General features: G+C 69.9%; 26 protein-coding genes. 10 read left to right on the plus strand and 16 right to left on the minus strand.

The window, feature by feature from the left end; genetic code table 11:
- Positions 1-149: 149 nt before the first annotated feature.
- Positions 150-998: a peptide chain release factor N(5)-glutamine methyltransferase gene (gene prmC, locus ACSQ2G_RS05155; protein WP_436028827.1), complete on the minus strand. Its 849-nt coding sequence runs from the start codon at positions 996-998 to the stop codon at positions 150-152.
- A gap of 85 nt (positions 999-1,083) precedes the next feature.
- Here prmC and ACSQ2G_RS05160 point away from each other — a divergent pair, with 85 nt between their 5' ends.
- On the plus strand, positions 1,084-1,332 hold the full coding sequence (locus ACSQ2G_RS05160; protein WP_436028829.1) for a type II toxin-antitoxin system ParD family antitoxin: 249 nt from the start codon (positions 1,084-1,086) through the stop codon (positions 1,330-1,332).
- On the plus strand, positions 1,329-1,622 hold the full coding sequence (locus ACSQ2G_RS05165; RefSeq protein WP_436028831.1) for a type II toxin-antitoxin system RelE/ParE family toxin: 294 nt from the start codon (positions 1,329-1,331) through the stop codon (positions 1,620-1,622). The genes ACSQ2G_RS05160 and ACSQ2G_RS05165 overlap by 4 nt, the downstream gene beginning before the upstream one ends.
- A 4-nt stretch (positions 1,623-1,626) precedes the next feature.
- Here the strand turns inward: ACSQ2G_RS05165 and ACSQ2G_RS05170 are convergent, their stop codons facing one another.
- Positions 1,627-2,388 (minus strand): MOSC domain-containing protein, encoded by a 762-nt coding sequence (locus ACSQ2G_RS05170; RefSeq protein WP_436028833.1) that lies wholly within the window; start codon positions 2,386-2,388, stop codon positions 1,627-1,629.
- A 100-nt stretch (positions 2,389-2,488) separates the two neighbouring features.
- Here ACSQ2G_RS05170 and ACSQ2G_RS05175 point away from each other — a divergent pair, with 100 nt between their 5' ends.
- Together ACSQ2G_RS05175 and ACSQ2G_RS05180 are read left to right on the plus strand one after the other, a co-directional pair.
- Positions 2,489-3,754: a YihY/virulence factor BrkB family protein gene (locus ACSQ2G_RS05175; RefSeq protein WP_436028834.1), complete on the plus strand. Its 1,266-nt coding sequence runs from the start codon at positions 2,489-2,491 to the stop codon at positions 3,752-3,754.
- Positions 3,755-3,939: 185 nt separating this feature from the next.
- A complete protein-coding gene (locus ACSQ2G_RS05180; RefSeq protein WP_436028835.1) occupies positions 3,940-4,461 on the plus strand; it encodes a GNAT family N-acetyltransferase in 522 nt (173 codons plus the stop codon).
- A 180-nt stretch (positions 4,462-4,641) separates the two neighbouring features.
- On the opposite strand, the gene ACSQ2G_RS05185 is transcribed toward ACSQ2G_RS05180, so the two are convergent.
- Complete coding sequence (locus ACSQ2G_RS05185; RefSeq protein ID WP_436028836.1) at positions 4,642-5,508, minus strand: alpha/beta hydrolase; 867 nt, start codon at positions 5,506-5,508, stop codon at positions 4,642-4,644.
- 349 nt (positions 5,509-5,857) lie between these two features.
- Entirely contained in the window at positions 5,858-6,928 is a 1,071-nt protein-coding gene (gene prfA, locus ACSQ2G_RS05190; RefSeq protein WP_310081924.1) for a peptide chain release factor 1, read from the minus strand.
- A gap of 161 nt (positions 6,929-7,089) precedes the next feature.
- Between prfA and ACSQ2G_RS05195 the strand changes: the two genes are divergently transcribed.
- Positions 7,090-7,602: a DUF1993 domain-containing protein gene (locus ACSQ2G_RS05195; protein WP_436028837.1), complete on the plus strand. Its 513-nt coding sequence runs from the start codon at positions 7,090-7,092 to the stop codon at positions 7,600-7,602.
- Between the two features lie 49 nt (positions 7,603-7,651).
- Here the strand turns inward: ACSQ2G_RS05195 and ACSQ2G_RS05200 are convergent, their stop codons facing one another.
- The 3 genes from ACSQ2G_RS05200 to ACSQ2G_RS05210 all read right to left on the minus strand — a co-directional run bounded on the left by ACSQ2G_RS05200 (position 7,652) and on the right by ACSQ2G_RS05210 (position 9,985).
- The gene (locus ACSQ2G_RS05200) at positions 7,652-8,137 is read right to left on the minus strand and encodes a molybdopterin-dependent oxidoreductase (protein ID WP_436028838.1); all 486 of its coding nucleotides are present in this window, start codon (positions 8,135-8,137) and stop codon (positions 7,652-7,654) included.
- A gap of 118 nt (positions 8,138-8,255) precedes the next feature.
- Positions 8,256-9,035 carry a DUF3108 domain-containing protein gene (locus ACSQ2G_RS05205; RefSeq protein ID WP_436028839.1) on the minus strand — a complete coding sequence of 260 codons (780 nt, stop codon included), beginning with the start codon at positions 9,033-9,035 and terminating at the stop codon, positions 8,256-8,258.
- A gap of 275 nt (positions 9,036-9,310) precedes the next feature.
- Positions 9,311-9,985, minus strand: coding sequence for a LysE family translocator (locus tag ACSQ2G_RS05210; protein ID WP_436028840.1), 675 nt, complete (start codon positions 9,983-9,985; stop codon positions 9,311-9,313).
- A 130-nt stretch (positions 9,986-10,115) separates the two neighbouring features.
- On the opposite strand from ACSQ2G_RS05210, the gene ACSQ2G_RS05215 reads away from it, so the two are divergent.
- Positions 10,116-11,498: a PLP-dependent aminotransferase family protein gene (locus ACSQ2G_RS05215; RefSeq protein WP_436028841.1), complete on the plus strand. Its 1,383-nt coding sequence runs from the start codon at positions 10,116-10,118 to the stop codon at positions 11,496-11,498.
- An 88-nt stretch (positions 11,499-11,586) separates the two neighbouring features.
- On the plus strand, positions 11,587-11,973 hold the full coding sequence (locus ACSQ2G_RS05220; protein ID WP_436028842.1) for an OsmC family protein: 387 nt from the start codon (positions 11,587-11,589) through the stop codon (positions 11,971-11,973).
- 131 nt (positions 11,974-12,104) lie between these two features.
- Here the strand turns inward: ACSQ2G_RS05220 and ispG are convergent, their stop codons facing one another.
- Positions 12,105-13,244 (minus strand): flavodoxin-dependent (E)-4-hydroxy-3-methylbut-2-enyl-diphosphate synthase, encoded by a 1,140-nt coding sequence (gene ispG, locus ACSQ2G_RS05225; RefSeq protein WP_436028843.1) that lies wholly within the window; start codon positions 13,242-13,244, stop codon positions 12,105-12,107.
- A 136-nt stretch (positions 13,245-13,380) separates the two neighbouring features.
- Between ispG and ACSQ2G_RS05230 the strand changes: the two genes are divergently transcribed.
- The gene (locus ACSQ2G_RS05230) at positions 13,381-14,187 is read left to right on the plus strand and encodes a hypothetical protein (RefSeq protein ID WP_436028844.1); all 807 of its coding nucleotides are present in this window, start codon (positions 13,381-13,383) and stop codon (positions 14,185-14,187) included.
- Between the two features lie 112 nt (positions 14,188-14,299).
- Here the strand turns inward: ACSQ2G_RS05230 and ACSQ2G_RS05235 are convergent, their stop codons facing one another.
- From ACSQ2G_RS05235 to ACSQ2G_RS05270, 8 genes are all read right to left on the minus strand, one after another.
- On the minus strand, positions 14,300-15,385 hold the full coding sequence (locus tag ACSQ2G_RS05235; protein ID WP_436028845.1) for a helix-turn-helix domain-containing protein: 1,086 nt from the start codon (positions 15,383-15,385) through the stop codon (positions 14,300-14,302).
- A 169-nt stretch (positions 15,386-15,554) separates the two neighbouring features.
- A complete protein-coding gene (gene ptsP, locus ACSQ2G_RS05240) occupies positions 15,555-17,819 on the minus strand; it encodes a phosphoenolpyruvate--protein phosphotransferase (protein ID WP_436028847.1) in 2,265 nt (754 codons plus the stop codon).
- Between the two features lie 203 nt (positions 17,820-18,022).
- Positions 18,023-18,502, minus strand: a complete 480-nt coding sequence (locus ACSQ2G_RS05245) for a glycine zipper 2TM domain-containing protein (protein ID WP_436028848.1) — start codon at positions 18,500-18,502, stop codon at positions 18,023-18,025.
- A 223-nt stretch (positions 18,503-18,725) separates the two neighbouring features.
- Positions 18,726-19,664, minus strand: a complete 939-nt coding sequence (locus ACSQ2G_RS05250) for a DMT family transporter (protein ID WP_436028849.1) — start codon at positions 19,662-19,664, stop codon at positions 18,726-18,728.
- A 174-nt stretch (positions 19,665-19,838) separates the two neighbouring features.
- Entirely contained in the window at positions 19,839-20,501 is a 663-nt protein-coding gene (locus ACSQ2G_RS05255; protein WP_436028851.1) for a glutathione S-transferase family protein, read from the minus strand.
- 101 nt (positions 20,502-20,602) lie between these two features.
- Positions 20,603-21,346 carry a helix-turn-helix domain-containing protein gene (locus ACSQ2G_RS05260; RefSeq protein WP_436028853.1) on the minus strand — a complete coding sequence of 248 codons (744 nt, stop codon included), beginning with the start codon at positions 21,344-21,346 and terminating at the stop codon, positions 20,603-20,605.
- Between the two features lie 35 nt (positions 21,347-21,381).
- Positions 21,382-21,843, minus strand: coding sequence for a hypothetical protein (locus ACSQ2G_RS05265; RefSeq protein ID WP_310081946.1), 462 nt, complete (start codon positions 21,841-21,843; stop codon positions 21,382-21,384).
- Positions 21,844-22,001: 158 nt separating this feature from the next.
- Positions 22,002-23,249, minus strand: a complete 1,248-nt coding sequence (locus tag ACSQ2G_RS05270) for an aspartate kinase (protein WP_436028855.1) — start codon at positions 23,247-23,249, stop codon at positions 22,002-22,004.
- A gap of 205 nt (positions 23,250-23,454) precedes the next feature.
- Here ACSQ2G_RS05270 and ACSQ2G_RS05275 point away from each other — a divergent pair, with 205 nt between their 5' ends.
- Positions 23,455-23,973: an AbrB/MazE/SpoVT family DNA-binding domain-containing protein gene (locus tag ACSQ2G_RS05275; RefSeq protein WP_436028857.1), complete on the plus strand. Its 519-nt coding sequence runs from the start codon at positions 23,455-23,457 to the stop codon at positions 23,971-23,973.
- Positions 23,963-24,349 carry a type II toxin-antitoxin system VapC family toxin gene (locus ACSQ2G_RS05280; protein ID WP_436028944.1) on the plus strand — a complete coding sequence of 129 codons (387 nt, stop codon included), beginning with the start codon at positions 23,963-23,965 and terminating at the stop codon, positions 24,347-24,349. Before ACSQ2G_RS05275 ends, ACSQ2G_RS05280 begins: the two co-directional genes overlap by 11 nt.
- Positions 24,350-24,351: the final 2 nt, after the last annotated feature.

Raw genomic sequence — 24,351 nt, forward strand, 5'->3', positions numbered from 1 at the left:
TGTTCGGCCGTTCGCGCCTGCCGGGGGAGTCTTAACGGTCATCGAGACGACCGCTGTTCCCGTCACCCGGCGTTTTGGAAGGAGACGTTATTCGTCTACCGCCTCACGCCAGGGTTTCCAAGGGATTTTTCGAGCGGAGGCTTCCGCCTCTATTTCGTACCGGTGACAACGCGGTCGTTGACGGACAGATCCTTGATGGTCCGCACGTTCTGGGCGCCGGCCTGCTTGAACAGGGTCTCCACCGCCTGGGACTGGTCGTAGCCGATCTCGACGGCGAACATCGCGCCGGGCTTGAGCACCCGCAGGATCTCGCCGGCCAGGAAGCGATAGGCGTCCAGGCCGTCGGGGCCGCCGTCCAGGGCCAGGCGCGGCTCGTGGTCACGGACCTCCGGCTCCAGGGTCTCGATGACGTGGGTGGCGATGTAGGGCGGGTTGGAGACCACCAGGTCGAAGCTGTCGTCGCCCAGGCCGTTGGTCCAGTCGCCGCGCAGCAGGGCTGTCCGCCCGGCCAGGTCCAGGTTGGCGGCGTTCTCGCGGGCCACGGCCAGGGCCTCTTCGGAGACGTCGACGCCCAGCCCCTTGGCGGCCGGGCGCTCGGCCAGCACCGCCAGCAGGATCGTCCCCGAGCCGACGCCCAGGTCCAACATCTTAAATTCCATATTCTCGGGAAAGGCCTTGAGCACCTCGTCGACGATGACCTCAGTCTCGGGACGCGGGGTCAGGACGTGCTTGTTGACCTGCAGCAGGATCTTCCAGAATCCCTTGCGGCCGATGATGTGGCTGACCGGCTCGCGGCGGGCGCGGCGGTTCAGGAAGTCGTCCAGCGTCGCCATCTGGGCTTCGGTCAGCACCCGATAGGGATCGGTGATGATGTCGGTGCGGGTGACGTCGGCGGCCACTTCCAGCAGCAGGCGGGCGTCGATGGCCGGCTGGTCGATCTGAACGGTCTTCAGACGATCCTTGGCGGCGTTCCAGGCTTTGACGAGGGTCAGGGTCATGGGCGGCTCCTTAGCGCGTCATCGCCGTCGGGGCGAGTTTGAAGTCGGTACCAGTTTTTGGTATTTTGGCTGACCGGAGGATCCGATGAGCAAGAATACCTCGATCGTTCTCAGCGAGCACTTCCAGACCTTCATCGAAGGCCAGGTCGCCGACGGCCGCTACAGCTCGGCCAGCGAGGTCGTGCGCGCGGGGTTGCGGCTGCTGGAGCACCAGGAAGCCCGCCTGGCGGCGTTGCGCGCGGCGCTGATCGAAGGGGAAGAAAGCGGCGAACCGACGGAGTTTGAAATCGAGAGCTTTCTGGCGGAGCAGCGCAAGGCGTTCAACGCGCGATGAGGTATTATCGCCTCTCACCGGCCGCGCAACGCGACATGGCTGAGATCTGGCTCTATTCCGCGCAAAACTGGGGCGCGGATCAGGCTGACGACTACATTCGCGCTCTGAACGAAGCAATGGTCTCCATCGCCGAAGATCCATTGATCGGCGCGTCATGTGAAGACATCAGGCCCGGCTATCGCAAACGCCTGTCGGGCTCACACGCCATCTTCTACAGGCAAGTTTCGACCGACATCCTGATCATGCGCGTTCTGCACCAGAACATGGACTTCGCGCGCAACCTGCATTGAGGCGTCAAATCACCACCACCCCATCCCCCTCGCGCACTGCACCGCCCTCTTCCACCTTCAGGTAGACGCCGCAGAACATGTGGCCGTAGTGGTCGAACAGGGCCTTGACCAGCTCGATGTCGCGCTCGGCTGTGACCGGGTCGACGTGGGTGGCGGCGCAGCGGACGATCGGCTTGAGCACCTGCGCCCTCGCCTCGCCCACCCGCATCATCCGGCCGGTCCAGTCGTTCTCGACCCAGGCCGGCCAGCCCTCGACATAGAGGTTGGCGCGGAAGCGCAGGGGGTCGACGGGCCGACCCAGCTTGTCGGCCAGGTCGCGGACGCTGGCCAGGTTGACGACGGAGACATAGCCGCCGCGGCTGTCCATGAACCGGTAGTCGCCCGACCCGGCGATCACGCGCAGGGGCCCCTTGATCTCGCCGTCCAGCAACGTCGCCAGCCAGGTTTCGAACCCGCGCCGCCCTTCGTCGCCGCGCAGGTCGCCGGAGAAGTCGGGCAGCCCCTCGGCCTTGGCGCTGAAAATCCCGGTCGCCTCGTCATAGGCCGTCCGCGCCTTGGCCACGGTCGGGATCTTGGCCAGCACCGTGAACTTCATCTTCGGGATGTGGGCGGGCGCTTCGGGATCGAAGCCGCTGGGCCCGTCCTCGACCGCGTAGAGGCGGTCGCAGGGAAAGCATTGGCCCGCGACCAGCTCGGCCCGGTCCAGGCGCTCGGGCGTGAACCCCTTGACGGGGTGGCGATAGAGGCTGACGACCTGGGCTTGCATGACGCGCAAGGTCGTCGATGACTCGGAGCTTGGCAAGGTGAAGCCTGACCGCGCGGAACGGAGCCGGGCCGGACGTGTTCCCCCAGCGGAGGGCCAGGCCATGACAGACACCGTTCCGCGACGCCCGATACGGTCGTGGATCGCTTCTCGCCCCTACCACCTGGCGCCCTGGATCGCCCTGCTGGCCCTGGTCCCCTTCGTCCTGCCCAAACCCCGGTCCGGCCACGCGCCGAACGAGACGCCGCTGGACCATCCGCCCGGCCTGTCCGAGGACCGGGCCATGCCGCCCCATGACTTCGACCGGGCCGAGCCGATGCGTGGCCGGGCGGCCCGGCATCCGCACCGCATTCCCGTCCTGGGCTGGCGCGACATCCTGTGGCGCACCTTCCGCGAGATCAGCGTCGACCGCCTGCCCGCCGTGGCCGGGGGCGTGACCTTCTACACCCTGCTGGCCATCTTCCCGGCCATCGGCGCCTTCGTCTCGCTGTACGGCCTGTTCGCCGACGTCGGGGCGGTCGAGAAGCAGCTGCAGGAGATGTCCAGCGTCTTCCCCGCCAGCGTCGTCAACATCATCGGCGAGCAGATGCTGCGCCTGGCCAGCCAGGAGCAGACCAAGCTGGGCGTGGCCTTCATGCTCAGCCTGCTGCTATCGCTCTGGTCGGCCAACGCCAGCATGAAGGCGCTCTTCGACGGGCTGAACATCGCCTATGACGAGGACGAGAAGCGCAACTACGTCACCAAGACGGCGTGGACCTACGCCTTCACCTTCTGCGCCCTGCTGTACGCGGTGGTGCTGGCCGGCGTGCTGATCGCCGCGCCGGTGGTGTTCGAGCGGATCGGGCTGAGCGCGGCGGCGCCGTTCTGGATCCCGTTGCGCTGGCTGATCGTGCTGGCGGTGACGGCCTTCGCCTTCGCCATGCTGTACCGCTTCGCCCCCTGCCGCGCCCGGCCCCGCTGGCGCTGGGTGATCTGGGGCGCGGTGTTCGGGGCGGCGGCCTGGCTGGGCGGATCGCTGGTGTTCTCGGTCTATGTCAACCGCGTGGCCCACTACGACGCCACCTATGGCCCGCTGGGCGCGGTGATCGCCTTCATGGTCTGGATGTGGTTTTCGATCATGACCGTGCTGGTCGGGGCCGAGCTGAACGCCGAGATCGAGCACCAGACCGCCATCGACTCCACCACCGGTCCGGAAAAGCCGATGGGCCAGCGCGGCGCGGCCATGGCCGACACCGTGGGCCTGGCCTTCCACCCCTGGGAGTTCCTCCAGCGCGAGGCGGGCACGGTCAAGCGGGTGTCCGGCCGCTACTGGGGCCACGCCACCGGTTGGAGCAAGACCAAGCGCCCGCCGGACGCGCCGTCCAGTTGAGCATCAAAAACCCCGCTCATCCCGGCGAATGCCGGGATCCAGATCCCGTAGCGGAGGGTCTGACTGGATCAGCTCAGCGCTCTCGGCGTCAGCCTCAAAGCCATTCCATATGGGTCCCGGCATTCGCCGGGATGAGCGGAAAAAATCAGGGTTCAGTCGAGCGACGAATGTTCTAAATCAAACCCATGATCTTCGCCCCCGCTCTCGAAACCGACTTCCCCGCCATCGTGGCCTTGGTCAATTCCGCCTATCGCGGCCAGGGCGCCCAGGCCGGGTGGACCACCGAGGCCGGCTATATCGACGGCCAGCGGATCGACCTGGAAAACCTCAAACAGGACCTGGCCGACGCGCCTGGCGCGGTGCTGCTGACCCTGCGCGACGAGGATGGCGGCCCGCTGCTGGGCTGTGTCTGGATCGAGCCGGACGCCGAGGTCGCGGACGCCTGGTACCTGGGCATGCTGACCATCCGCCCCGACCTGCAGGACCGCCAGCTGGGCCGGACCCTGCTGGCCCACGGCGAGGCCTACGCCCAGGGTCGCGGCGCCAAGCGGGTGCGCATGACCGTCGTCCACCTGCGCGACACCCTGATCGCCTGGTACCAGCGCCGGGGCTACGTCCTGACCGGCGAGACCAAGCCGTTCCCGGTCGGCGAGCGCGGCCAGCCCCGGCGCGAACTGTCGTTCGTGGTGATGGAGAAGAGGCTGTAGCGTCCGCTCCGATTGATCGGCCCGGCATCAAAGTTCCGAAATCGGGTTGTCATCCCGGAAAGCGCGGAGCGCTTGTCCGGGACCCAGGGGACTGGGCTGATGCGGTGCGGTTCACCTGGGTCCCGGACAGCCTCTGCGAGGCTTCCGGGATGACGACTTTGGGCGCCACGGGATCTCGCCCTAAACCCCCATCGCCTCCAGCCAGCGGGCGCACAGCGTCGGCCAGGCGCCGACCGGCAGTTGCGGCGTGCGCAGGGCGAAGCCGTGCGGGGCCTGGGCGAAGACGTGCAGTTCGGCGTGGGCGCCGCGATCCAGCCAGGCGCGTTGCAGGCGCAGTCCGTTCTCGATCGGCACGACCGGATCGTCGGCGGCGTAGACGATGAACGCCGGCGGCGGATCGGCCATCAGCCCCGCGTCCGGCTGCAGGGCCTCGTACAATGCCTGTTTCTGCGCCGGCTCCAGGGGCGGCTTGTCGGCGACCACGCCCCGTCCCGCCGCGTTGGTCGAGATGGGCCCGTAGCCGACGACCAGGGCGTCCGGCCGCGCGCTCTGCTCCGGCGCCGCCGAGACAGGCGCGGTCCAGGCGTCCGGATAGGCGGTCGCCAGACAGGCGGCCAGGTGACCGCCGGACGACAAGCCCAGGACGCCCACCCGCCCGCCATCCACGCCCAGGCCCGACGCCCGGGCGCGGATCAGCCGCATCGCCTCGATCGCGTCATCGACCGGCGCCTGCGGGCCGCCGGCCGCGTCGGGGAAGCGGTGGACCAGGACGAAGGCGTAGTAGCCCAGGCCGTTCAGCCACAGCGCCACCTCGACGCCTTCCTTGCCCAGCATCAATTGGGTGTAGCCGCCGCCCGCCAGGACCAGCATCGCCCCGCCGTTCGGCCTCTCGGGCGCGAAGGCCAGGACCTGGGCCCGCTCGACGGCCGCGATCTCCAGGTCCAGGCGCGGCGCCGCCGGATCGGCCAGGGTGAAGCCCAGGTCGTCGCTGGCCTCGTCGCCCCAGACATTGAAACGGAAGGTCTCGCCAAACGGCGTTCGGGTCATGAGCAAGCCACGCGTTTGCAGAAGAGGACCCCTCCGTCGAAAGGACTCACCGGAACGACACCGCCGACGCCGCGACGTAAGATCCGGCCCGCCGAGCAGTTCCGGCTGGAATTGGTATTTCATATTATGGGACGAATTCCCGCTAAACGGGACGATAGCCGCGATGTCGGTTTCGTGTCGAGAGATTGCGTTGCGTCGCCGAAATGAAACGGCGGATCGGACGCTCGCGGCGCCCGGAAGCGTTCGCAGGCCCTCGAAAGCCGTGTCGTGGAGGGCTTTGCTATGAATTCGGAAAGGCGGCGGGCGACAGCCGCAAGCGTCTGTCGCGAAACGCGCGGCGGCGGTCCGGCTAGAACCCGCCCTCTTCCAGGCTGGCCAGGCGGGCGGCCTGGTCCTCGGCGATCAGCGGCTTGATGATGTCGTCCAGGGCGTCGCCTTCCATCACCTTGGGCAGGTTGTAGACCGTCAGGTTGATGCGGTGGTCGGTGACCCGGCCCTGCGGGAAGTTGTAGGTGCGGATCCGTTCGGAGCGGTCGCCGCTGCCGACCTGGCTCTTGCGGGCGTCCGAGCGGGCGGTGTCCAGGGCCTCGCGCTGCATGTCGTAGAGCCGCGCCTTCAGGTTCTTCATCGCCCGGGCGCGGTTCTGGTGCTGGCTCTTTTCCGAGCTGGTCACCACCACGCCGGTCGGCAGGTGGGTGATGCGCACCGCCGAGTCGGTCTTGTTGACGTGCTGGCCGCCGGCCCCAGACGAGCGGTAGGTGTCGATGCGCAGGTCGCTGTCGTTGATCTCGATCTCGACGTCCTCGGCCTCGGGCAGCACCGCGACGGTGGCCGCCGAGGTGTGGATGCGGCCCTGCGCCTCGGTGGCCGGCACCCGCTGCACACGGTGCACGCCGCTCTCGAACTTCCAGCGGCCGAACACGCCGTCGCCGGTGACCGAGGCGATGATTTCCTTGTAGCCGCCCATCTCGCCCTCGGAGACGCTGTCGACCTCGACCTTCCAGCCCTGCAGCTGGGCGTAGCGCTGGTACATGCGGAACAGGTCGCCGGCGAACAGGGCCGCCTCGTCGCCCCCCGTGCCGGCCCGGACTTCGAGAATGGCGGACGCGTTCTCGTCCTTGTCGCGCGGGGCCAGCATCAGGGCCAGCTCGCGCTCCATGACCGGCAGCTTCTCGTCCAGGGCCCGGATCTCGTCGGCGACCATGGCCGCCATCTCCGGGTCGCCGGCCATCTCCTCGAGGTCGGCGCGCTCGGCGCTCAGCTTGGCCAGGGCCTCGACGGCCTCGGCCACCGGGCGCAGCTCGGCGTGCTCCTTGGAGAGCTTGACGATCTCGGCCCCGTCGGTGGCCGCACCCATGCGGGCTTCGACTTCGCGGAAGCGATCGAGAACTTGGTCGAGGCGGGCCTGGGGCAGTCGCAAGGGGGAACGTCACGCTGTGGAGGAACGGGCGGTCTCTCTACCGCTCCGAGCGCCTCGCGTCACCCCTTGGCGGGGGCGGACCTGTAAAGCTGCGCCTTGCGCCCCTATCTGCCGGGGGCGGCGAAACATCCCCCGCCCGCGTCCGCCTTTCGGAGCCCTCCATGCCCCTGTCGATGCACCGCGCCTCTGTCCCCGTCTTCGTCCGCGCCCTCAAGGTGCTGGCGACCCTTCTCGAGAAAGGGGAGGCCCACGCCAAGGCCCAGGGCCTGGATCCCGACACACTGGTGGCCGCCCGCCTGACCGACGACATGCTGCCGCTGTCGGGCCAGGTCCAGCGCGCCTCGGACGCCTCCAAGGGCGCGGTGTCCCGGCTGACCGGCGTCGAGGCCCCTGCCATGCCCGACGAAGAGACCAGCTTCGCCCAGCTCCAGAAGCGCGTGGCCGACACCCTGGCCTATATCCAGAGCGTCGACGCCGTGGCCTTCGAGGGCAGCGAGGACCGCACCGTGGAACTGAAGCTGCCGGGCGGCGCCCTGACCTTCACCGGCGAGGACTACCTGTTCGGCTTCGCCCTGCCGAACTTCTTCTTCCACGTGGTCACCGCCTACGACATCCTGCGCCACAAGGGCGTGCAGATCGGCAAGCTGGACTATCTGGGGCCGGTGCAGAGCTAGGCCGCGGCTCGGATTGGGGACAGGCGCATGCGCCTGTCCCCGTCCCGATCTACGGAACCGCCTTCACCTCCACCGACACCACCTGCCGCACCGAGCGCCCCGGGCGCAGGTCGCCGTCGACCACTAGGCGGTAGGGTCCTTCCTTGGCGTCCAGCGGCTGGCCGTCCTTGCGGTCGGCGATGATCACCGGATTGGTCCGGTAGATCGGGTCGGTCTCACCCAGGGAATAGGTCGCGGTGAAGCCGTCCGAACCCTTGGCCGTCACTACCTGGTTCAGGTAGCGCCCCATCAGCCGGTCGCCCGACACGACCCCGGCCTGCTTGAGGGCGGCGTTCAGCAGCGCGCCTTCGTAGGTGATCTGTTTGCCGTGGGCCGTGAACGTCGCCTTGGCCCGCGGCAGGGCGGCCAGGTCGGCGGACGCCAGGGTGACGGAGTCGCGCCCCTGGACCGTGACCTTCAGGTCCTGAGCCAGGGCAGGCGTCGCGGCCCAAACGGCCATTGGGGCGATCAGGGCGGCGAGAAGCAGCGGACGCATGGGCAGAGACCTTTCATGAAGGTCCGATCTGGGGCCGATGCGCGCTTTCAAGCAAGCCCCGCGCTCTGGATTGGGGACAGGCGCATGCGCCTGTCCCCGTCCGGACACACGCAAAACCTCAGTACATCAGGGTCTTGCCCATCACCCCCGACCCGTCCGGCAGCGGCGAGACCTGCTTGATCATCACCTGGCCGCCCTTGGCGAACCAGAAGCGGGTCACGCCCATCTCCGGGTGGTTGTAGTCGGCGGTCACCACCCAGCAGTCGACCTTGCCGCCGCCCGGCAGGTCCAGCACCTCCGACCCCGCCACCTTGAAGACATAGGAAGCCGGCGGGCCGCCGCCCGGATGGTGGAAGACGATGCTGGCCTCGTAGCCCTTGGCCAGCGGCAGGGCCTGGAGGAACTCCATGTCGGTCTCGAAGTTGAAGCTCGGCTGGGGCGAGGCGACGTCATAGTCCTTGGCCGCGTTGTCCGGGAGGTCCTTCAGGCCGATGATCCGGTCGGGGCGGAAGACGAAGCCCTCGACCTTCGACACCCCGTCCTTCTGCGAACGGCGGACATGAGTCAGGGGCCGGAAGGTGCCGACCTCGAACCAGCTGTCCAGCTGGCGGTCGGATGGCGTGGCGCCGACCCCGTCCCAGTGCTGGACGATGTGCAGGCGGCGCTGGCCGTCCCGGTCCTCGAAGCGGACCTCGCGGGTCCAGACGTCGGCGACGCGGATGGTATCGCCGACCTGCCTGAAGCGCAGGTAGCGGTGCACGCCGGGCTTGAGGTTGGCGAAGCGGGCCAGCGGCTGGCCGACCGGCACGGGGGTGACGGCGGCCTGGGCTGTATTGGCGGCGGCGCTTCCCGCCAGGAGAAGCCCGGCGAGCAGGATGGAACGGACGGCGAGGGACATGGAGGGCTCCGGATTTCGGCAGCCGCACCAGACCTCAACCGACGGCGCCAGACCACTTAAGGTTCGGTAATGCGGTCTAGGGTCCGGATCAATTGACGCGCCATCCCAGGGTTGTCATCCCGGCCGCAGCGAAGCGGAGAGCCGGGATCCAGGTGAGCCGCACCGCTCCTACCCAGTCCCCTGGGTCCCGGACAGCCTCTGCGAGGCTTCCGGGATGACAACGGATTACAAGCCGCTGACAGCTCTCCAAATGTTAGGCGCTCATTGCCGCCGCCCTACCCCCGCGACGGCCAGCGCGGCGTCGGCGGCAGGTCGGCCAGCAGGCGCGGCGCTTCCTTCGACGCCCCGGCCGGCCGGGTCTCGACCACCAGCGGGTACAGCGACACGACCAGCAGGGCGGCCATGGTCAGGTTGAAGGCCCGCAGCACCGGCGGCCGGTCCAGGAACCGCCGCATGCCCTGGCCAAAGCCCGCCCAGGCGGCGCTGCACGGCGCGCCGACCAGCATGAAGGTCCCGGCCACCAGGAACACGCCGATCGTCGAGCCCTCGGGCGTGTAGGTGGTGGCCGCGGTCAGGGCCATGGCCCAGGCCTTGGGATTGACCCACTGGAAGGCGGCGGCCTGCAGGAAGGTCATCGGCCGGGCGCCGGGGCCCTTGTCCGCGACCGTCCTGGTCGTCGCGATCTTCCAGGCCAGCCACAGCATGTAGCCGCCGCCGACCCAGCGCAGCACCTCGTGCAGCACCGGCCAGGCCTTGAAGACGCCGCCCAGGCCCAGGCCCATGGCCGCCACCATCACGCCCAGACCGACGCTGATCCCCAGGATATGCAGCACCGTGCGGCGGAAGCCGAAGTTCGCCCCCGAGGCCAGCAGCATCATGTTGTTGGGGCCGGGCGTGCCGGCGGTGGCGAAGGCGAACAGGACGAAGGCGAGCAGCAATTGGGCGGTCATGGCGGACACTCCTCGAAGACGCCGGTGCCGGACGACAGCAGGAACCGGAGGCGGAATGTCACGGTCATCTTGCCGATTGCATCTTGAGTCAAAGCGTATATTGCATCAGTGACAATTTTGGAGATCGCCGATGGCCGGCTGGACCCCGACCCTGCCTCCGGGCCAGGCGCCCCTGTACGAGCGCCTGTTGGACGCCCTGCGGGGGGACATCGCCTCGGGGGTCCTCAGCGACGGCGCCCGCTTGCCGCCGCAGCGCGACCTGGCCCACCGCCTGGGCCTGGGCCTGGGCACGGTCACCCGCGCCTATGTCGAGGCCGAGAAGGCCGGGCTGGTTCAGGCCCATGTCGGGCGCGGCAGCTTCGTGCGCAGCTCGCTCGGCCAGGGTCCGGGCCTGGCGACCGAGGATCCCGGGCCGATCAATCTCTCCCAGAACATCGCCCCAGTCGGCGCCGCCAGCGCGCGGATTGTCCAGACCCTGGCCCGGCTGCAGCGCCGGCCCGACCTGCTCGACAACCTGGCCTACGCCCCCTCGACAGGACTGGACGCGCACCGCCGGGCCTTCGCGATCTGGCTGTCGCGCACGGCCGGCGTCGAGCGCGCCGACTGGCGCCAGGTGATCTGCTGCGCCGGGGCCCAGCAGGCCTTGAGCCTGGCCCTGGCCGCCCTGTGCCGGCCCGGCGACGAGGTGCTGTGCGAGGCCGCCACCTTCCCCGGCGCGCGGGTGTTGGCCAGCCATGCCGGCTATCGGCTGACCGGGGTGGCCATGGATGGCGAAGGGCTGCTGCCCGAGGCCCTGGACCGGGCGGCGGCGAACGGGGCCAAGGCGGTATTCGTGCTGCCCACCCTGCAGAATCCCACCGGCCGGATCATGGGCGCCGCGCGCCGGGCCGACATCGTGGCCGTGGCGCGTCGACGCGACCTGTGGATCATCGAGGACGGCATCTATTCGATCTTCGGCGGCGATCCCCTGCCCGCCTTGGTCGAACTGGCGCCCGAGCGGACGATCCACGTGTCCGGCGTCTCCAAGTCGCTGTCCCCCGGCCTGCGGGTCGGCTTCCTGCTGGCTCCGCTCGGCGACCTGTTCGAGCGCGTCGTCCACGCCGTGCGCGCCCAGTTCTACGCCCCACCCAACTTCGGCGCCCTGATCGCCACCCAGTGGATCGAGGACGGCGCGGCCGAGGCGATCGCCGGCGAGATCCGCGACGAGATGGGCCAGCGCCTGGCCCTGGCCCGCGCGATCCTGAGCTCGGCCATCGAGACTCCGGCCTCCGCCTTCAGCCCGCACGTCTGGCTGCCGATGGGCGAGCTGGACGCCGAGCGCCTGGCCGGGCGCGCTCTGCGCGGCGGCGTCGAGGTCACCCCGCCCGCCGCGCCGATCGTCGAGCCGGGCCTGGAGAGCGGCGTGCGCCTCTGCCTGGGGGCGGCGCGGGACCGGGCCGAGCTGGAGCGGGGCCTGAGGGTGGTCGCCGCGGCGCTGACGGGCGCGGACGAGCGGTCGCGGGCGGTGATCTGAGGTTTCCGCCGATTTGTTCTAGCCGCCGGCGCGAGGGCGCCTGACACCATCGCCGCAGGATTCGCTTCAAGAACCACGAGGAGCCGCCATGGCGACCGCCACCGCTCGCATCAGCGACGCCCACTACGCCACCGCCATCACCACCGGCCGCCACGCCCTGACGGCCGACGAGCCCGAGCGCAATGGCGGCGCCGACGTCGGGCCCGCGCCGTTCGACCTGCTGCTCTCGGCCCTGGGCGCCTGCACGGCCATGACCCTGAAGATGTACGCCGAGCACAAGCAGTGGCCGCTGGAGGCCCTGGAGGTGCGCCTGCATTACCATGGCGGCGAGACCCCGCCGCGGATCGAGCGAGTGCTGGTCCCGGCGGGACCGCTGGACGAGGCGCAGTTGGCCCGCCTGGCCGACGTCGCCGAGCGCACGCCGGTGACGCTGGCGATCAAGGGCGGCGTGCCGATCCAGACGTCGCTGGGGTGATCACTTGCCCCCATCTGGCGGCTTCGCCGCCTGTCCGCCCCCATGGGGGCGGAGCGCACGGCGTCGACCTCAAGGCTCTTCCCCCTCTGGGGGAAGACGGCCGAAGGCCCGTAGGGGGCAAGCGGCGCGCCCTACTCCGCCGCGATCGCTTCCGCCTCGGCGGCCGCCTTCAGCTGGGCCGCGCGCTGTTCGACCAGTTCGACGATGTGGTCGATCATGCCGTCGTTGGACTGCTTGTGGTCGGGCTTGCCGGCCATGTAGACCATGCCCGAACCCGCCCCGCCGCCGGTGAAGCCCAGGTCGGTCATCAGCGCCTCGCCGGGGCCGTTGACCACGCAGCCGATGATCGACAGCGACATCGGCTCGCTGATGTGGGCCAGGCGCGCTTCCAGCGCCTCGACCGTCTTGATGACGTTGAAGCCCTGACGGGCGCAGGACGGACAGGCGATGATGTTGACGCCGCGATGGCGCAGGCCCAGCGACTTGAGGATGTCGAAGCCGACCTTGATCTCCTCGACCGGGTCGGCCGCCAGCGACACGCGGATGGTGTCGCCGATGCCGGCCCACAGCATCGAGCCGATGCCGATCGACGACTTGACCGTGCCCGTGCGCAGGGCCCCAGCCTCGGTGACGCCCAGATGCAGCGGGCAGTCGATGCGCTCGGCCAGCTGGTAATAGGCGGCCACCGTCATGAACGGGTCCGACGCCTTCACGCTGATCTTGAACTCGTGGAAGTCGTGGTCCTGCAGGATGCGGGCGTGGTTCAGCGCGCTCTCGACCATGGCGTCGGGGCACGGCTCGCCGTACTTTTCCAGCAGGTCGCGCTCCAGCGAGCCGGCGTTGACGCCGATCCGCATCGAGCAGCCGTGGTCGCGGGCCGCCTGGATGACGTCGCGCACCCGATCTGGCGAGCCGATATTGCCCGGATTGATCCGCAGGCAGGCCGCGCCGGCCTGGGCCGCCTCGATGCCGCGCTTGTAGTGGAAGTGGATGTCGGCCACGAGCGGCACCTTGGACTCGCGGGCGATGGTCTTGAAGGCCGCCGTCGAGTCGGTGTCGGGGCAGCTGACGCGGACGATGTCGGCGCCGGCCTCCTCCAGCTGGCGGATCTGCTCCAGCGTCGCCGCCGCGTCGCTGGTCAGGGTGTTGGTCATCGACTGGACGGAGATCGGCGCGTCGCCGCCGACCTCGACATTACCGACGCGGATCTTGCGCGATTGCCGGCGCTCGATCGAGCGCCAGGGGCGGAGGTGGGTGTGGTCTGCGGCCATGCCGCCAATCTAAGGCGTTTGGCGGCGGAACCCAAGGGGATCACGGAAATGTCGCGGGCGCCACGATCCTGACGCGGGCGGGTGGTCTCTGGACGGTCCCACGGGCGCCCCAATGCGCCGAAAAAGCGGAGTTTCGATGAGCGGGCGACCGCAGGCCTATGATCCCCTGGTCCCGACGCCGCGTCCCCGCCGGCGGGCGAAGGCGGACGGCCTGGTCGCCGGCCTGTTCAGCGTCGCGGCCCACGGCGCCCTGCTGCTGGCCCTTCTGGCGGTGCGGGTCCAGCCGCCGATGGCGCCGGAGCCCGATCCGATCTCCGTCGCCCTGTACGAACCGCCGCCGCCTCCGCCGCCCGAGCCGCCGAAGCTGGCCCCCGAGCCGGCCGGCGATCCGGCCCCAGCCAAGGTCTCGCCGCCCAGGCTGCCCGTCCGCCCGCCGCGCCTGGTCCCGCCGCCCCAGGTCGAGCCCCTGCCCGCCAAACCCGCGCCCAAGCCGATGGTGGTCGCCGAACTAGGCGAGGCCGAGCTGGCCGGCGCGGCCACCGCCGGCAGCGGATCAGGCGCCGGCGGCGCCGGGAACGGACCGGGCGGCGGCGGGTGCGACATGGTCCGGCTGCTGCAGGACGCCCTGCGCAAGAATCCGCGGGTGCGCGCCGCCCTGGCCCAGGTCCACCCCGAGGCGGCGGCCCGGGGCAAGGCGGTGCTGGTCTGGAACGGCGACTGGGTGCAGAGCCCGGGCCAGGAGGGCAAGGGCCTGGCCGGCGTGCGCGAGCTGATCATGCTGGAGGTGGCCTTCGCCCCCAAGGCCTGCCGCGACGACCCGATGCGCGGCCTGGTGCTGATCTCGCTCAGCGACGGTCCCGGCGCGCCGCGCCTGGCCCTGGGCTCCAGCCGTTGGAACTGGTCGGACCTGCTGTTCGCGAAATCGGGTGGGCGACGGAGCTAGAATTGACCGGGGACATGCCCTTGGGCGTGTCCCCATCAGCAGGCTGCGCGCGAGCCGTGAAGAACCTTGGACGCGAATGGGGACACGCCCAAGGGCATGTCCCCTACCGTTGTCAGCCCTGCGGCTTCGACGGTTGAGCCGCGACCGGAGCCGCCGGCGCCACCGTCAGCTTGCCCAGCGAGGCCGTCGGACCGGGCATACGGCTGGTCAGGGCGCCGGCGTTATAGACCTCGAAGGCCGCCGGATCGGAGACCTCGGCGATCAGGCCGCCGTTGCGCGGGGCGCGGAACGCCTCGCCGGCCGCCATCCAGCGGGTGAAGTAGATCGCGCCGGCCGCGTCGTGCACGGTCAGCGAGGCGGGCTTGCGCGCCTGCAGCACCAGGCCCGAGGCCTCGGCCTGGGCCGCGCCGTAGACCGCGCCCTTGGCCCGGAACGGCGCGCCGACATTGAGCACCTGGCTGACGTCCACGCCGCTCTTGGCCGTCTCGGCCGCGCGGGCCTTGGAGGCGGCGCTGACCGCGTCGGCCGAACCGCCGTTGGCGGCGGCGTCGTCGAGGCCGGGGGTCTTGTAGGGCTCGGGCGTGGTCGACTCGACCGGGGCCGGCAGCGGCGCGCCCAGCGACACCGAACCCGGCGCGGCGTTGGGGTCGACCGGAACCGCGGCCGGCGTGGCGACGACGGCGGTCGCCTGGGCCGGCGCCACCAGGGCCGGCGGCGTGTCCTTGGCGATGGCGCGCTGGGCGACGTTCCACAGCACGATGGCGGCCACGACCAGCACGCCCAGCGCCAGGATCAGTCCCAGTCGCGGATCGCGCTCGTGGCGTACGCCGACCGGCGCGCGCAGCGGCTCGCTGTCCTCGGGCGCGTCAAGCTTGAAGCGGGCCACGGCGGCGTCGCCGTCCAGGCCCAGCACCTTGGCGTAGGATTTCACGTAGCCGATGGTGAACGGGCGCGAGGGCAGTTCGTCCAGGCGCAGGCCTTCCAGCGCCTCGATATAGCCCTGGCGGATGCGGGTGGCGTCGGCGACGTCCTGCAGCGACAGACCACGGAATTCGCGGGCGGCGCGCAGGGCCGAACCGATGTCGGGGCCGTCATCGACGGAGGGCGGATGGGCGGCCATCGGCGCGTCCTCGGGCTCGCCGTCGGCGACCAGCTGCAAGTGCGAAACCCTGCCCGTATCCAGCGGCATGGCTGCCATGAGACCCCAAATTCGCGTCGCCGGAGATGTTCGCCCCACCGGGAGGACGAGCCCGACGCGCTATCCCGGCCAGACTGACCGGGAATTGTTAATACTTTATGGTCGATATCAAAGTAAGTCGCGGGATTCAATAAACTATAAGGCCGCGCTTGGTTAATCCGCGTCGTGTCTAGATAGCAACGTAGAGCTTGCGCGCCAGGGTTTCGACCTCGCCGCGCAGCGAGCCGGCCGAGGTCTTCAGCAGGGCCTCGACATTGCGGCGGGCGGCCTCGCGATCGCAGGACAGCACCATCTGCTTGACCGGCCCGATGCCGGCGGGCGGCATAGACAGACGGTCGAAACCCAGGGCCAGCAAGGCGAAAGCCTCCAACGGACGCCCCGCCATCTCGCCGCAGACCGAGACCGGCGTGCCGGTGTCGGCGCAGGCTTGCTGGATGGTCTTCAGCGCGCGCAGGGCGGCCGGGGACAGCGGATCGTAGCGGTCCGAAACCCTTGGATTGCCCCGATCGGCGGCGAACAAATACTGCATCAGGTCGTTGGTGCCGACCGAAACGAAGTCGGTCATCGGCAAAAGCGCGTCGAGATGCCACAGCAGCGACGGCGCCTCGATCATCGCCCCGACGTCCAGGCGGGCCGGTTCGGGCCGGCCGCGCTTCAGGGCCCAGGCGACCTCCTGGTCGACGAAGGCGCGGGCGGCGCGGAACTCGTCCACATTGGCCACCAGCGGGAACATGATCTGCAGTTCGCGGCCCCGCGCGGCCTTGATCAGGGCGCGGATCTGCATGCGCAGCAGGGCCGGTCGGTCCAGGCCCATGCGGATGGCGCGCCAGCCCAGGGCCGGATTGTCCTCGCGCTCCAGCTCCATGTACGGCAGCAGCTTGTCGCCGCCCAGGTCGAGGGTGCGGAAGGTCACCGGCATGCCGTTGGCGGCCTCCAGCACCTTCTCGTAGAGCGCCGTCTGAGCCTCCAGCCGGGGCATCTCCTCGGCGACCATGAACTGGAACTCGGTGCGGAACAGGCCGATGCCCTCGGCCCCGGTCTCGCCCAGGATGTCCAGATCGACGGCCAGGCCGGCGTTCATCAGCAGGGTGACCTTGTCGCCGTCCTTGGTCACGGCCGGCGTGTCGCGGATCCGGGCGAACTCGGCCTTGCGCTGGGCGCGGACCTCCATCCGGGCCTGCAGCGACTTGACCACGTCGGCGCGCGGCCGCAGCCAGGCCTCGGCGGTTTCGGCGTCGACCACCACGGGGTCGCCCTCGCTGACCCGGTCGCGCAGGCCGGCCAAGCGGCCGACGCAGGGGATGTCCAGCGCCCGGGCGACGATGCCGGCGTGGCTGGCGGCCGAGCCTTCCTCCAGCAGGATGCCCTTGAGCTTGGTGCGGTCGTATTCCAGCAGGTCGGCCGGACCCAGGTTCCGGGCGATCAGGATGGCGTTCTCGGGCAGGACCCGCACCGTGTGGACGTCGCCCGACAGGTGGCGCAGCAGCCGGTCGTTGAGGTCCTCCAGGTCGTGCAGGCGCTCGCGCAGATAGGGGTCGCGGGCCTGGCCCAGGCGGGCGCGGTGCTCGGAGCGGACGCGCTCGACCGCGGCCTCGGCGGTCAGGCCCGAGCGCACGGCCTCCTGCAGCGACCGGTTCCAGCCCCGGTCGTGGGCGAACATCCTGTAGGTCTCGAGCACCTCGTACGAGGCGCCGACCAGACCGTGCTGGCCCTCCAGCATCTCGTCGATCTGGGTCTGCAGCGCCTCGACCGCCCATTTCAGCCGGGCTTCCTCGGCCAGGGCGTCGTCGGACAGCAGCTGTTCGGGGGCCACCGGCTGCTCGTGCAGCACGGCCACGCCATAGGCCAGCCCCTCGGCGAAGCGCGCGCCCTTCAGCCGCTCGGGCTTGTGCGGCGCGATCTCGACGTCCTTGAGCTCGGTCAGACCCAGCAACTCGCCGGCGCTGACCATCTCGGCCAGGACCATGGCGATGATCTGCAGGTCCTCGACCTCTTCCTCGTCATAGACCCGCTCGGTGCGGTTCTGGACGACCAGGACGCCGATGGTGCGGCCGCCGCGCAGCAGCGGCACGGCCAGGAAGGCGTGGTAGGGGTCCTCGCCGGTTTCCGGCCGGTACGAGAACGACGGGTGGCTGGCGGCGTCCGACAGGTTCAGCGGCCGGCCCAGGCGCATGGTCTCGCCGACCAGGCCCTCGCCGGGCTTCAGCCGGGTGACGTGGACGGCGTCGCGCGACAGGCCCTCGGTGGCGAACAGCTCCAGGTCGCCCGAGGCGCGGCGCAGATAGATCGAACAGACCTCGGCGACCATTGAGATGGCGATGGTCCGCACCACCATGTCGAGCTTGGCCTGGGCGGGCCCGCCTCCGGCCATGGCCTCGCGAATCTGCCGAAGCAGACTGCGTGGTCCCCGAACAGCGATCCCGGACGCCGCCATGTCTGCCCGCGCACTCCCCATGGTCCGATGCGGCTGGTCCCGACAGAACGCGTCGAAGGTTAAGAAGCCGCATCGCCCTCAGCCGGGCTATAGCAGATTTCGCGGCCAGCACAGCGTTCGCTCGCGGCCTAATCGTGGTTCGCGCACGAAAAAAGACGCCGCCCCCGAAGGGACGGCGCCGGAGCGTTCAGGCGCGGACGCCGTTAGCGGCGCTGGCCGTAATAGCCGTCGTAGCGGCCGCCGCCGTCCCGGCCGTCATAGCGGTAGCCGGTGTTGTAGCGGTCGCCGCGGCGGTCGCGGCCGTCGTAGCCCGAGCGGCCGTAGCCGTTGTCGTAGCCCGAGCGGCCATAGCCGCTGTTGTAGCCGTAGCCGCTGTTGTAGCTGGACCCGTAGCCGTAGCGGCTGTCGCGATAGCCGCTGGAATAGCGATGGTCGCGGTCGTAGCGGTCGCCATGGCCGGTCGAGGCGCCCAAGGCGGCCCCCGCGACGGCGCCGATGGCGATGCCGCCTCGGTCGCCGTCCGACAGGGCCGCGCCGGCGATGCCGCCGATCACGGCGCCGAGGATGGCGCGCTCGGTCTTGTTGTTGCGGTCGCCGGCGAAGGCGGCCGAGGCGGGCAGGACGAGGGCGCCGGTCACGGCCGCGGCGACGGCGATCTTCGTGAACTTACCAAAGGTCTTCATGGCGTTGCTCCTTGAGAGCGTCAGGCCGGAAGAAGTCCGGTGCGGCGCTGTTGGGACCTTTGTCGCATTCTCGCCTTGAACCCGATCTGAATGGCGATGTTCAGGTTGCGGTCATGTTGACCGGGGACACACACTCGCCCCGGGGCGTCGCGGCAGGACCTACAGCGTCCGATGGCGAGTGTGTGTCCCCGTCGGTCCGCCCCCGTCGGTCCGCCTGTCCCCGTCAGTGGGCGCCGCTCTCGTCGGGCCGGTGCAGGTGCACCGACCACAGCACCCCGGCCAGCATCAGGACGATGGCGGCGATCTCCAGCGGCAGCGGCCAGCGGGCGTCGTGCAGGAAGCCGTACAGCAGGGCGAACAGGGTCTCGAAGACGATCAGCTGGCCCGACAGGCTGAGCGGCAGCAGGCGGCTGGCGGCGTTCCACAGGCCGTTGCCGATCACCGAGGCGCCCAAGGCCACGGCCAGGCTGACGCCCCAGAACAGGGCCCACCCGACCGGAAGGTGCGGCGCGCCGCCGAGGAAGGCCGGGATCACCAGCAGCAGCGACAGCAGGCCGGTGACCACGCCGGTCAGCAGCGACCATTCGTGGCTGTTGAAGCGTGGGGTGGCGGCCAGCCGGCGGGCGTTCCAGACCGCGTAGACGGTCCAGACCGCCAGGGCCCCGACCGCGGCCAGCAGGCCCAGGACCAGCCGCCCGACGCCGACCTCACGGGCGGTCTGGAAGGCGGCGACGTTGATGCAGACCACCCCGGCGGCGACCAGCGCCAGCGGCGCGGCCAGTCGGCGCAGGGCCACGCCTTCTCCAGGTTTCGCGCCGACCAGGGTGATGGTCACGGGCAGGAGGCCGATGATCAGCGAGGCCGGGGCCACGCCGGCGATCTGCACCGACACCGCCAGGCAGACATAGTAGACAATGTTGCCCAGCAGGCTCAGGCCGGCCAGGTCGCGCCAGTCGGCCAGGGTCAGGCGGGCCATCACCCCGCGCCCGGCGGGCGCCAGCAGGACGGCCGAGGCCAGGCCGTAGCAGACATAGCGCCCGGCGGTCATCTGCAGCGGCGTGAAGGCGGCCAGCAGGCGGGGCGCCAGGAACACCCCGCCCCAGAACGCGCCCGCCACCAGGCCGCAGAGAAGTCCGATCAGAAGACGCCGCCGATGGTCCATGCGAACGGGTTAGCAGAGCCCAGCTCGCGAGGCTTGGCGAAAGCTCCCGGACATTGGGCGGAACCTCTCGAAAGCGCCGGGGAACGACCCGGTCGCAGGCTCGACAAGACAGCGTCATCCCGGACAAGCGCGCAGCGCGCCGATCCGGGATGACACGTTCTGGAGCTGACCGGATCAGGCCACCGCCTGGACGGCCTCCGCCTCCTGGTAGGTCGCCATCTGCGCCGCCAGGGCCCGTTGGAACGCCGGCCGCGCCTCGCAGCGGCGGACATAGGCGTCCAGCACCGGGTTGGAGGTCACCAGGTTCGTCTGACGCGGGAAGCGCAGCACCGTGGTCATCATCAGGTCGGCGGCGGTGAACCGGTCGTCCGACAGGTATTCGCGGCCGTCCAGCCAGGCGGCCAGGCTCTCAAGCCGGCTGATCGCGAAGGCCTCGGCGCCCGGCCGGCGCGCCTTGGCCCAGGCTTCGTCGGCGTGGAACAGGTCGATGGTGGTCAGGTTCTGGATGGCCGGCTCGACCGAGTTGAGCGCCGCGATCAGCCAGGTGTGCATGCGCAGTCGCGCCTGCGGGTCGGACGGCGCCAGGGCCGGCGAGCGGTCGGCGATGTGCAGCACGATGGCGCCGCTCTCGAACATCAAGAAGTCGCCGTCCTGCAGGTAGGGCACCTGGCCGAACGGCTGCATTTCGCGATAGGCGGCCGTCCCCTGCTCGCCCTGCTCCAGCAGGCGGGTCCGGTACGGAATGCCGGCCTCCTCCAGGGCCCAACGCACCCGCAGGTCGCGCACGATGCCTTGGGCGAAAGGCGGCACCCAGCGGAAAGCACTGATCGTGATCATCATCCAGCTCCTCGTCACGAGGCCCCCCGCGGGGCCTTCGAGGAGAAGTCGCACCAGGGGGCGCGATTTCGACATCGGGTCCGAGAATTCCCGAAAAAAGATCAGCCGCGCGCGCCGCGCCGCCACCTCGCCGGGGTCACGCCCAGCCGCGTCTTCATCGCCCGTGTCAGGGCGCTCTGGTCGGCATGGCCGGTGCGCGCGGCGATCTCGGCGATCGACAGGCGGGTGTCCGACAGCAGGCGCTGGGCCGCGCGCAGGCGGGTGTCGGCCAGCTGGGTGTGCGGCGAGCGGCCGAACGCCGTCGCGAAACCGGCGAAGAACCGGCTCTGGCTCATGCCCGCTTCGGCCGCCAGCTCGCCGACGCTCAGCGGCCGGGCGAAGTCGCGCTCGATCAGGGCGGCGGCGCGGGCCAGGCGCGGATCCGGTTCCGGACCGCCGGCGGCCAGGGCCCGCAGCAGCAACGGCGCCCACAGGGCCGCCACCTCGTCCTCGACCTGCCGCGCCGCGTCGCCGCGGACGAAATCCAGCAGGCCGCGCACCGGGGCGTTGACCGGCAGGAAGGCGCGGTCGCGAAGGGTCTCGAACGGGGCGATCAGGTCCGCGCCGATATTGGCCACCACGAACAGGTTGTCGCCGTCGGCGGCGAAGGCGTGGCGGGTTCCGCAACGCACCAGGGCCGCCTGGCCGGCCTGAACCCGGCCGCCGCGCCCGTCGATCTCCATCTCCAGCACCCCGCGGCGCGGCAGGACGATCTGGTCGAAGTCGTCATGGGCGTGGGCGTCGCCGTCGGCGCCGTAGCGGCGAAGGGAAAGCTGGGCGGGACGGCCGTTCAGTCCAGGATCCATCGCCGCCGCCCTCTCCTCGTTGTCAGCCGTGCTCTTCAGCCGTGCCCGGGCAGCGCCAGCGGCTCGCCGATCGCCTCGACCAGTTGCTTGGCCTGCTCGACCGCCGCGTCGATGTCGGCCTCGATGAACTCGACCTCGGCGTCGGTCAGGGGGTGGGGGGCGGCGATCACCTCGCGCAGATAGGCGCGTTTCTCGGGCTCGGTCATGGTCCACCAGCCGACGGTGTGGCCTTCCTCGATCACCGCGTCGCCCATGGCCAGCAGGTCGTCCTCGTCGAAGATCGGCCGGCCGGGCTGTTCGGGGAACCACTGGCCGTCGTCGGGCAGGGCCTTGTCCAGCTTGCGCAGCAGCGAGGCCAGCCACGGGCTGACCAGCAGGGGCTTTTCGTAGCCGTCGCCGAACTTGGCGCGCAGCAGCAGGTCGTACAGCAGCTCCAGCCCGGCCTCGCCCTCGAAGGTGACGGACTTCTTCTCGGGATCGAAATGGAAGACCGACATGGGGGCTCCTGGAAGGGATTCGAGGCCCTTCATACCGTCAGAACGCGACGTTTCGCTAACGTTGAAGAACGCGACAACGGACGGGGACAGGCACATGTGCCTGTCCCCAATCGCCAAATCCCGAAGCCAATGGAGGGGAGTCCCTCCGGCGTTCGTTCCTACAGCTGGTCCAGCCCGTAGGCCGCGTGCAGGGCCCGCACGGCCAGCTCGGTGTAGGCTGCGTCGATCAGGACCGAGATCTTGATCTCCGAGGTCGAGATGACCTGGATGTTGATGTTCTTCTCGGCCAGGGCCTGGAACATCGACTGGGCGACGCCGGCGTGGCTGCGCATGCCGACGCCGATCACCGACACCTTGGCGACGTCCTCGTTGACGGCCACGTCCTCGAAGCCGATCTCGGCCTGGGCCTTGCGGACGATCTCGACGGCGCGGACGGCGTCGCGCTTGCCGACCGTGAACTCCATGTTGGCGGTGTCGGCGCTGCGGGCGCGCGACTGCACGATCATGTCGACATTGACGTTGGCGTCGGCCAGCCGGCCGAAGATCTGCGACGACACGCCCGGATGGTCGGGCAGGCCCAGCAGGGTGATCTTGGCCTCGTCGCGGCTATAGGCGACGCCCGAGACGATGCGCTTTTCCATGATTTCTTCCTCGTCGCAGACGATCGTACCTTGGCCCGGGGCTTCGCCCGGCTCGACGAAACTCGACAGCACCCGCACCGGCACGCGATGGGCCATGGCCATCTCGACCGAGCGGGTCTGCAGCACCTTGGCCCCCAGCGAGGCCATTTCCAGCATTTCCTCGTAGGAGATCTTGGCCAGCTTGCGGGCCTTGCTCTCGATCCGGGGATCGGTCGTGTAGACGCCGTCGACGTCGGTATAGATGTCGCAGTCGCCCTTCACCGCCGCGGCGATGGCCACGGCGCTGGTGTCCGAGCCGCCCCGGCCCAGGGTGGTGATGCGCTGGTCGGAGGTCACACCCTGGAAGCCGGCGATCACGGCGATCTGGCCGGCCGCGAAACAGGCCTCAAGATTGGCCGGCGGGATATCCTCGATGCGGGCCCGGCCGTGGGCGTCGTCGGTCAGGATCGGCACCTGCCAGCCCAGGAACGAGCGGGCGTTCAGGCCCATGTTGCGCAGGGTCATGGCCAGCAGGCCGGCGGTCACCTGCTCGCCCGAGGCGACGACGGCGTCGTACTCGTCGTCCGACTCCGGCAGGCCCTGGGCCGCGCGGCCCGAGCCGTCGGTCCAGGCCACCAGCTCGTTGGTCTTGCCCGACATCGCCGAGACCACCACCGCCACCTGCTTGCCCGTGGCCACCTCAGCGGCGACCAGGCGCGCCACCCGGCGGATGCGCTCCAGGTCGGCCACCGAGGTGCCGCCGAACTTCATCACCAGACGTGACACGCCCTACCCCGTCAAAACCTAAGGTCAATTCTTGCGTCGCGAGCGGCGGAACCTCGCCGTGCGCGCAAGCCGCGGTCTTCTAGCGGCGCTGAGACGCAACGGCAATGTCGCCAAGCCGTCTTTTTCGTCGCGGGGCCGGCGGCTTGACTCATTTGCCGCAACCTACCTAACTACCTACCTGTTTTCCAGGCACCGGAGAACCGCCATGTCGCCCGACCTGGAAGCCCTGCTACGAAGCCAAAAGACCGTCGCCGGCAAGATCCGCGCCCTGGCCGCCGCCGGCTATCCCCGCGCCGAGATCGCCCGCATCCTGGGCAAGCGGTATCAGCATGTGTGGAACGTGCTGGAGGAGCCCGGTCCACCCACGCTGGCCTCAAGGGCGGCCGACGGCATGGCCGAGGCCGACGCCAAGCCCTTTCAGTACACGCCGCCGCATACCTATTTCCTGACCGTCGAGGCGAACGGCTCGGTGGTCTTGCCGCCCGAGGTGCTGAAGGCGCTGGGCGCCGGGCCAGGCGGCATCATCATCGCCGACCTGGGCGAGGAGAGCTTTACGCTCGTCGGTGGCATGACCGGGATCCGACTCATGAAGGCCCGGCAGGCCCAGCCGCCGCCACCCGGCATGCTGGCCTCGGAAGATCTGATCGAGGAGCGCCGGCGCGAAGCCGCGATCGAAACGCTTGAAGGCCAGATCGCCCGGGCCGGGGTGCGCCGTGGCGACTGAGGTCGTGGTGGACTCTTCGGCGATCCTCGCCCTGGCCTTTCGGGAACGGGGCCGGGAGCACGTCGCGGTCGCCTTGCCCGGCGCCGCGATCAGCGCGGTCAATCTGGCGGAAGTGATGTCCAAGCTGCTGGACAGCGGGTTATCGCCTGATCAGGCCGATCGCCAGCTGGACGATTTTTCGCTCATCGTCGCCGATTTCGATCGCGATCTGGCCATGCGGACCGCCCGCCTCCGCGCCGCCACACGCCACAAGGGCCTCTCGTTAGGCGACCGCGCCTGCCTGGCCCTGGCCCTGCGCGAGAACCTGCCCGTCCTGACCGCCGATCGCGCCTGGGCCGATCTGGACCTTGGCGTCGAAGTCGTGCTCATACGCTGACC

This window comes from Caulobacter sp. LjRoot300, assembly GCF_964253875.1.
Taxonomy (GTDB): Bacteria; Pseudomonadota; Alphaproteobacteria; order Caulobacterales; family Caulobacteraceae; genus Caulobacter.

Coding starts and splice junctions, on each gene's coding strand:
- ACSQ2G_RS05160 (WP_436028829.1), top strand. CDS start 1,084: ATGAGCAAGAATACCTCGATCGTTCTCAGCGAGCACTTCCAGACCTTC.
- ACSQ2G_RS05200 (WP_436028838.1), bottom strand. CDS start 8,137: ATGCGTCCGCTGCTTCTCGCCGCCCTGATCGCCCCAATGGCCGTTTGG.
- ACSQ2G_RS05210 (WP_436028840.1), bottom strand. CDS start 9,985: ATGACCGCCCAATTGCTGCTCGCCTTCGTCCTGTTCGCCTTCGCCACC.
- ACSQ2G_RS05265 (WP_310081946.1), bottom strand. CDS start 21,843: ATGTCGGTCTTCCATTTCGATCCCGAGAAGAAGTCCGTCACCTTCGAG.
- ACSQ2G_RS05205 (WP_436028839.1), bottom strand. CDS start 9,035: ATGTCCCTCGCCGTCCGTTCCATCCTGCTCGCCGGGCTTCTCCTGGCG.
- ACSQ2G_RS05255 (WP_436028851.1), bottom strand. CDS start 20,501: ATGATCACGATCAGTGCTTTCCGCTGGGTGCCGCCTTTCGCCCAAGGC.
- ACSQ2G_RS05235 (WP_436028845.1), bottom strand. CDS start 15,385: ATGGCAGCCATGCCGCTGGATACGGGCAGGGTTTCGCACTTGCAGCTG.
- ACSQ2G_RS05165 (WP_436028831.1), top strand. CDS start 1,329: ATGAGGTATTATCGCCTCTCACCGGCCGCGCAACGCGACATGGCTGAG.
- ACSQ2G_RS05260 (WP_436028853.1), bottom strand. CDS start 21,346: ATGGATCCTGGACTGAACGGCCGTCCCGCCCAGCTTTCCCTTCGCCGC.
- ispG (WP_436028843.1), bottom strand. CDS start 13,244: ATGGCCGCAGACCACACCCACCTCCGCCCCTGGCGCTCGATCGAGCGC.
- ACSQ2G_RS05180 (WP_436028835.1), top strand. CDS start 3,940: ATGATCTTCGCCCCCGCTCTCGAAACCGACTTCCCCGCCATCGTGGCC.
- ACSQ2G_RS05230 (WP_436028844.1), top strand. CDS start 13,381: ATGAGCGGGCGACCGCAGGCCTATGATCCCCTGGTCCCGACGCCGCGT.
- ACSQ2G_RS05275 (WP_436028857.1), top strand. CDS start 23,455: ATGTCGCCCGACCTGGAAGCCCTGCTACGAAGCCAAAAGACCGTCGCC.
- ptsP (WP_436028847.1), bottom strand. CDS start 17,819: ATGGCGGCGTCCGGGATCGCTGTTCGGGGACCACGCAGTCTGCTTCGG.
- ACSQ2G_RS05170 (WP_436028833.1), bottom strand. CDS start 2,388: ATGCAAGCCCAGGTCGTCAGCCTCTATCGCCACCCCGTCAAGGGGTTC.
- ACSQ2G_RS05195 (WP_436028837.1), top strand. CDS start 7,090: ATGCCCCTGTCGATGCACCGCGCCTCTGTCCCCGTCTTCGTCCGCGCC.
- ACSQ2G_RS05175 (WP_436028834.1), top strand. CDS start 2,489: ATGACAGACACCGTTCCGCGACGCCCGATACGGTCGTGGATCGCTTCT.
- ACSQ2G_RS05245 (WP_436028848.1), bottom strand. CDS start 18,502: ATGAAGACCTTTGGTAAGTTCACGAAGATCGCCGTCGCCGCGGCCGTG.
- ACSQ2G_RS05215 (WP_436028841.1), top strand. CDS start 10,116: ATGGCCGGCTGGACCCCGACCCTGCCTCCGGGCCAGGCGCCCCTGTAC.
- ACSQ2G_RS05185 (WP_436028836.1), bottom strand. CDS start 5,508: ATGACCCGAACGCCGTTTGGCGAGACCTTCCGTTTCAATGTCTGGGGC.
- ACSQ2G_RS05250 (WP_436028849.1), bottom strand. CDS start 19,664: ATGGACCATCGGCGGCGTCTTCTGATCGGACTTCTCTGCGGCCTGGTG.
- ACSQ2G_RS05220 (WP_436028842.1), top strand. CDS start 11,587: ATGGCGACCGCCACCGCTCGCATCAGCGACGCCCACTACGCCACCGCC.
- prmC (WP_436028827.1), bottom strand. CDS start 998: ATGACCCTGACCCTCGTCAAAGCCTGGAACGCCGCCAAGGATCGTCTG.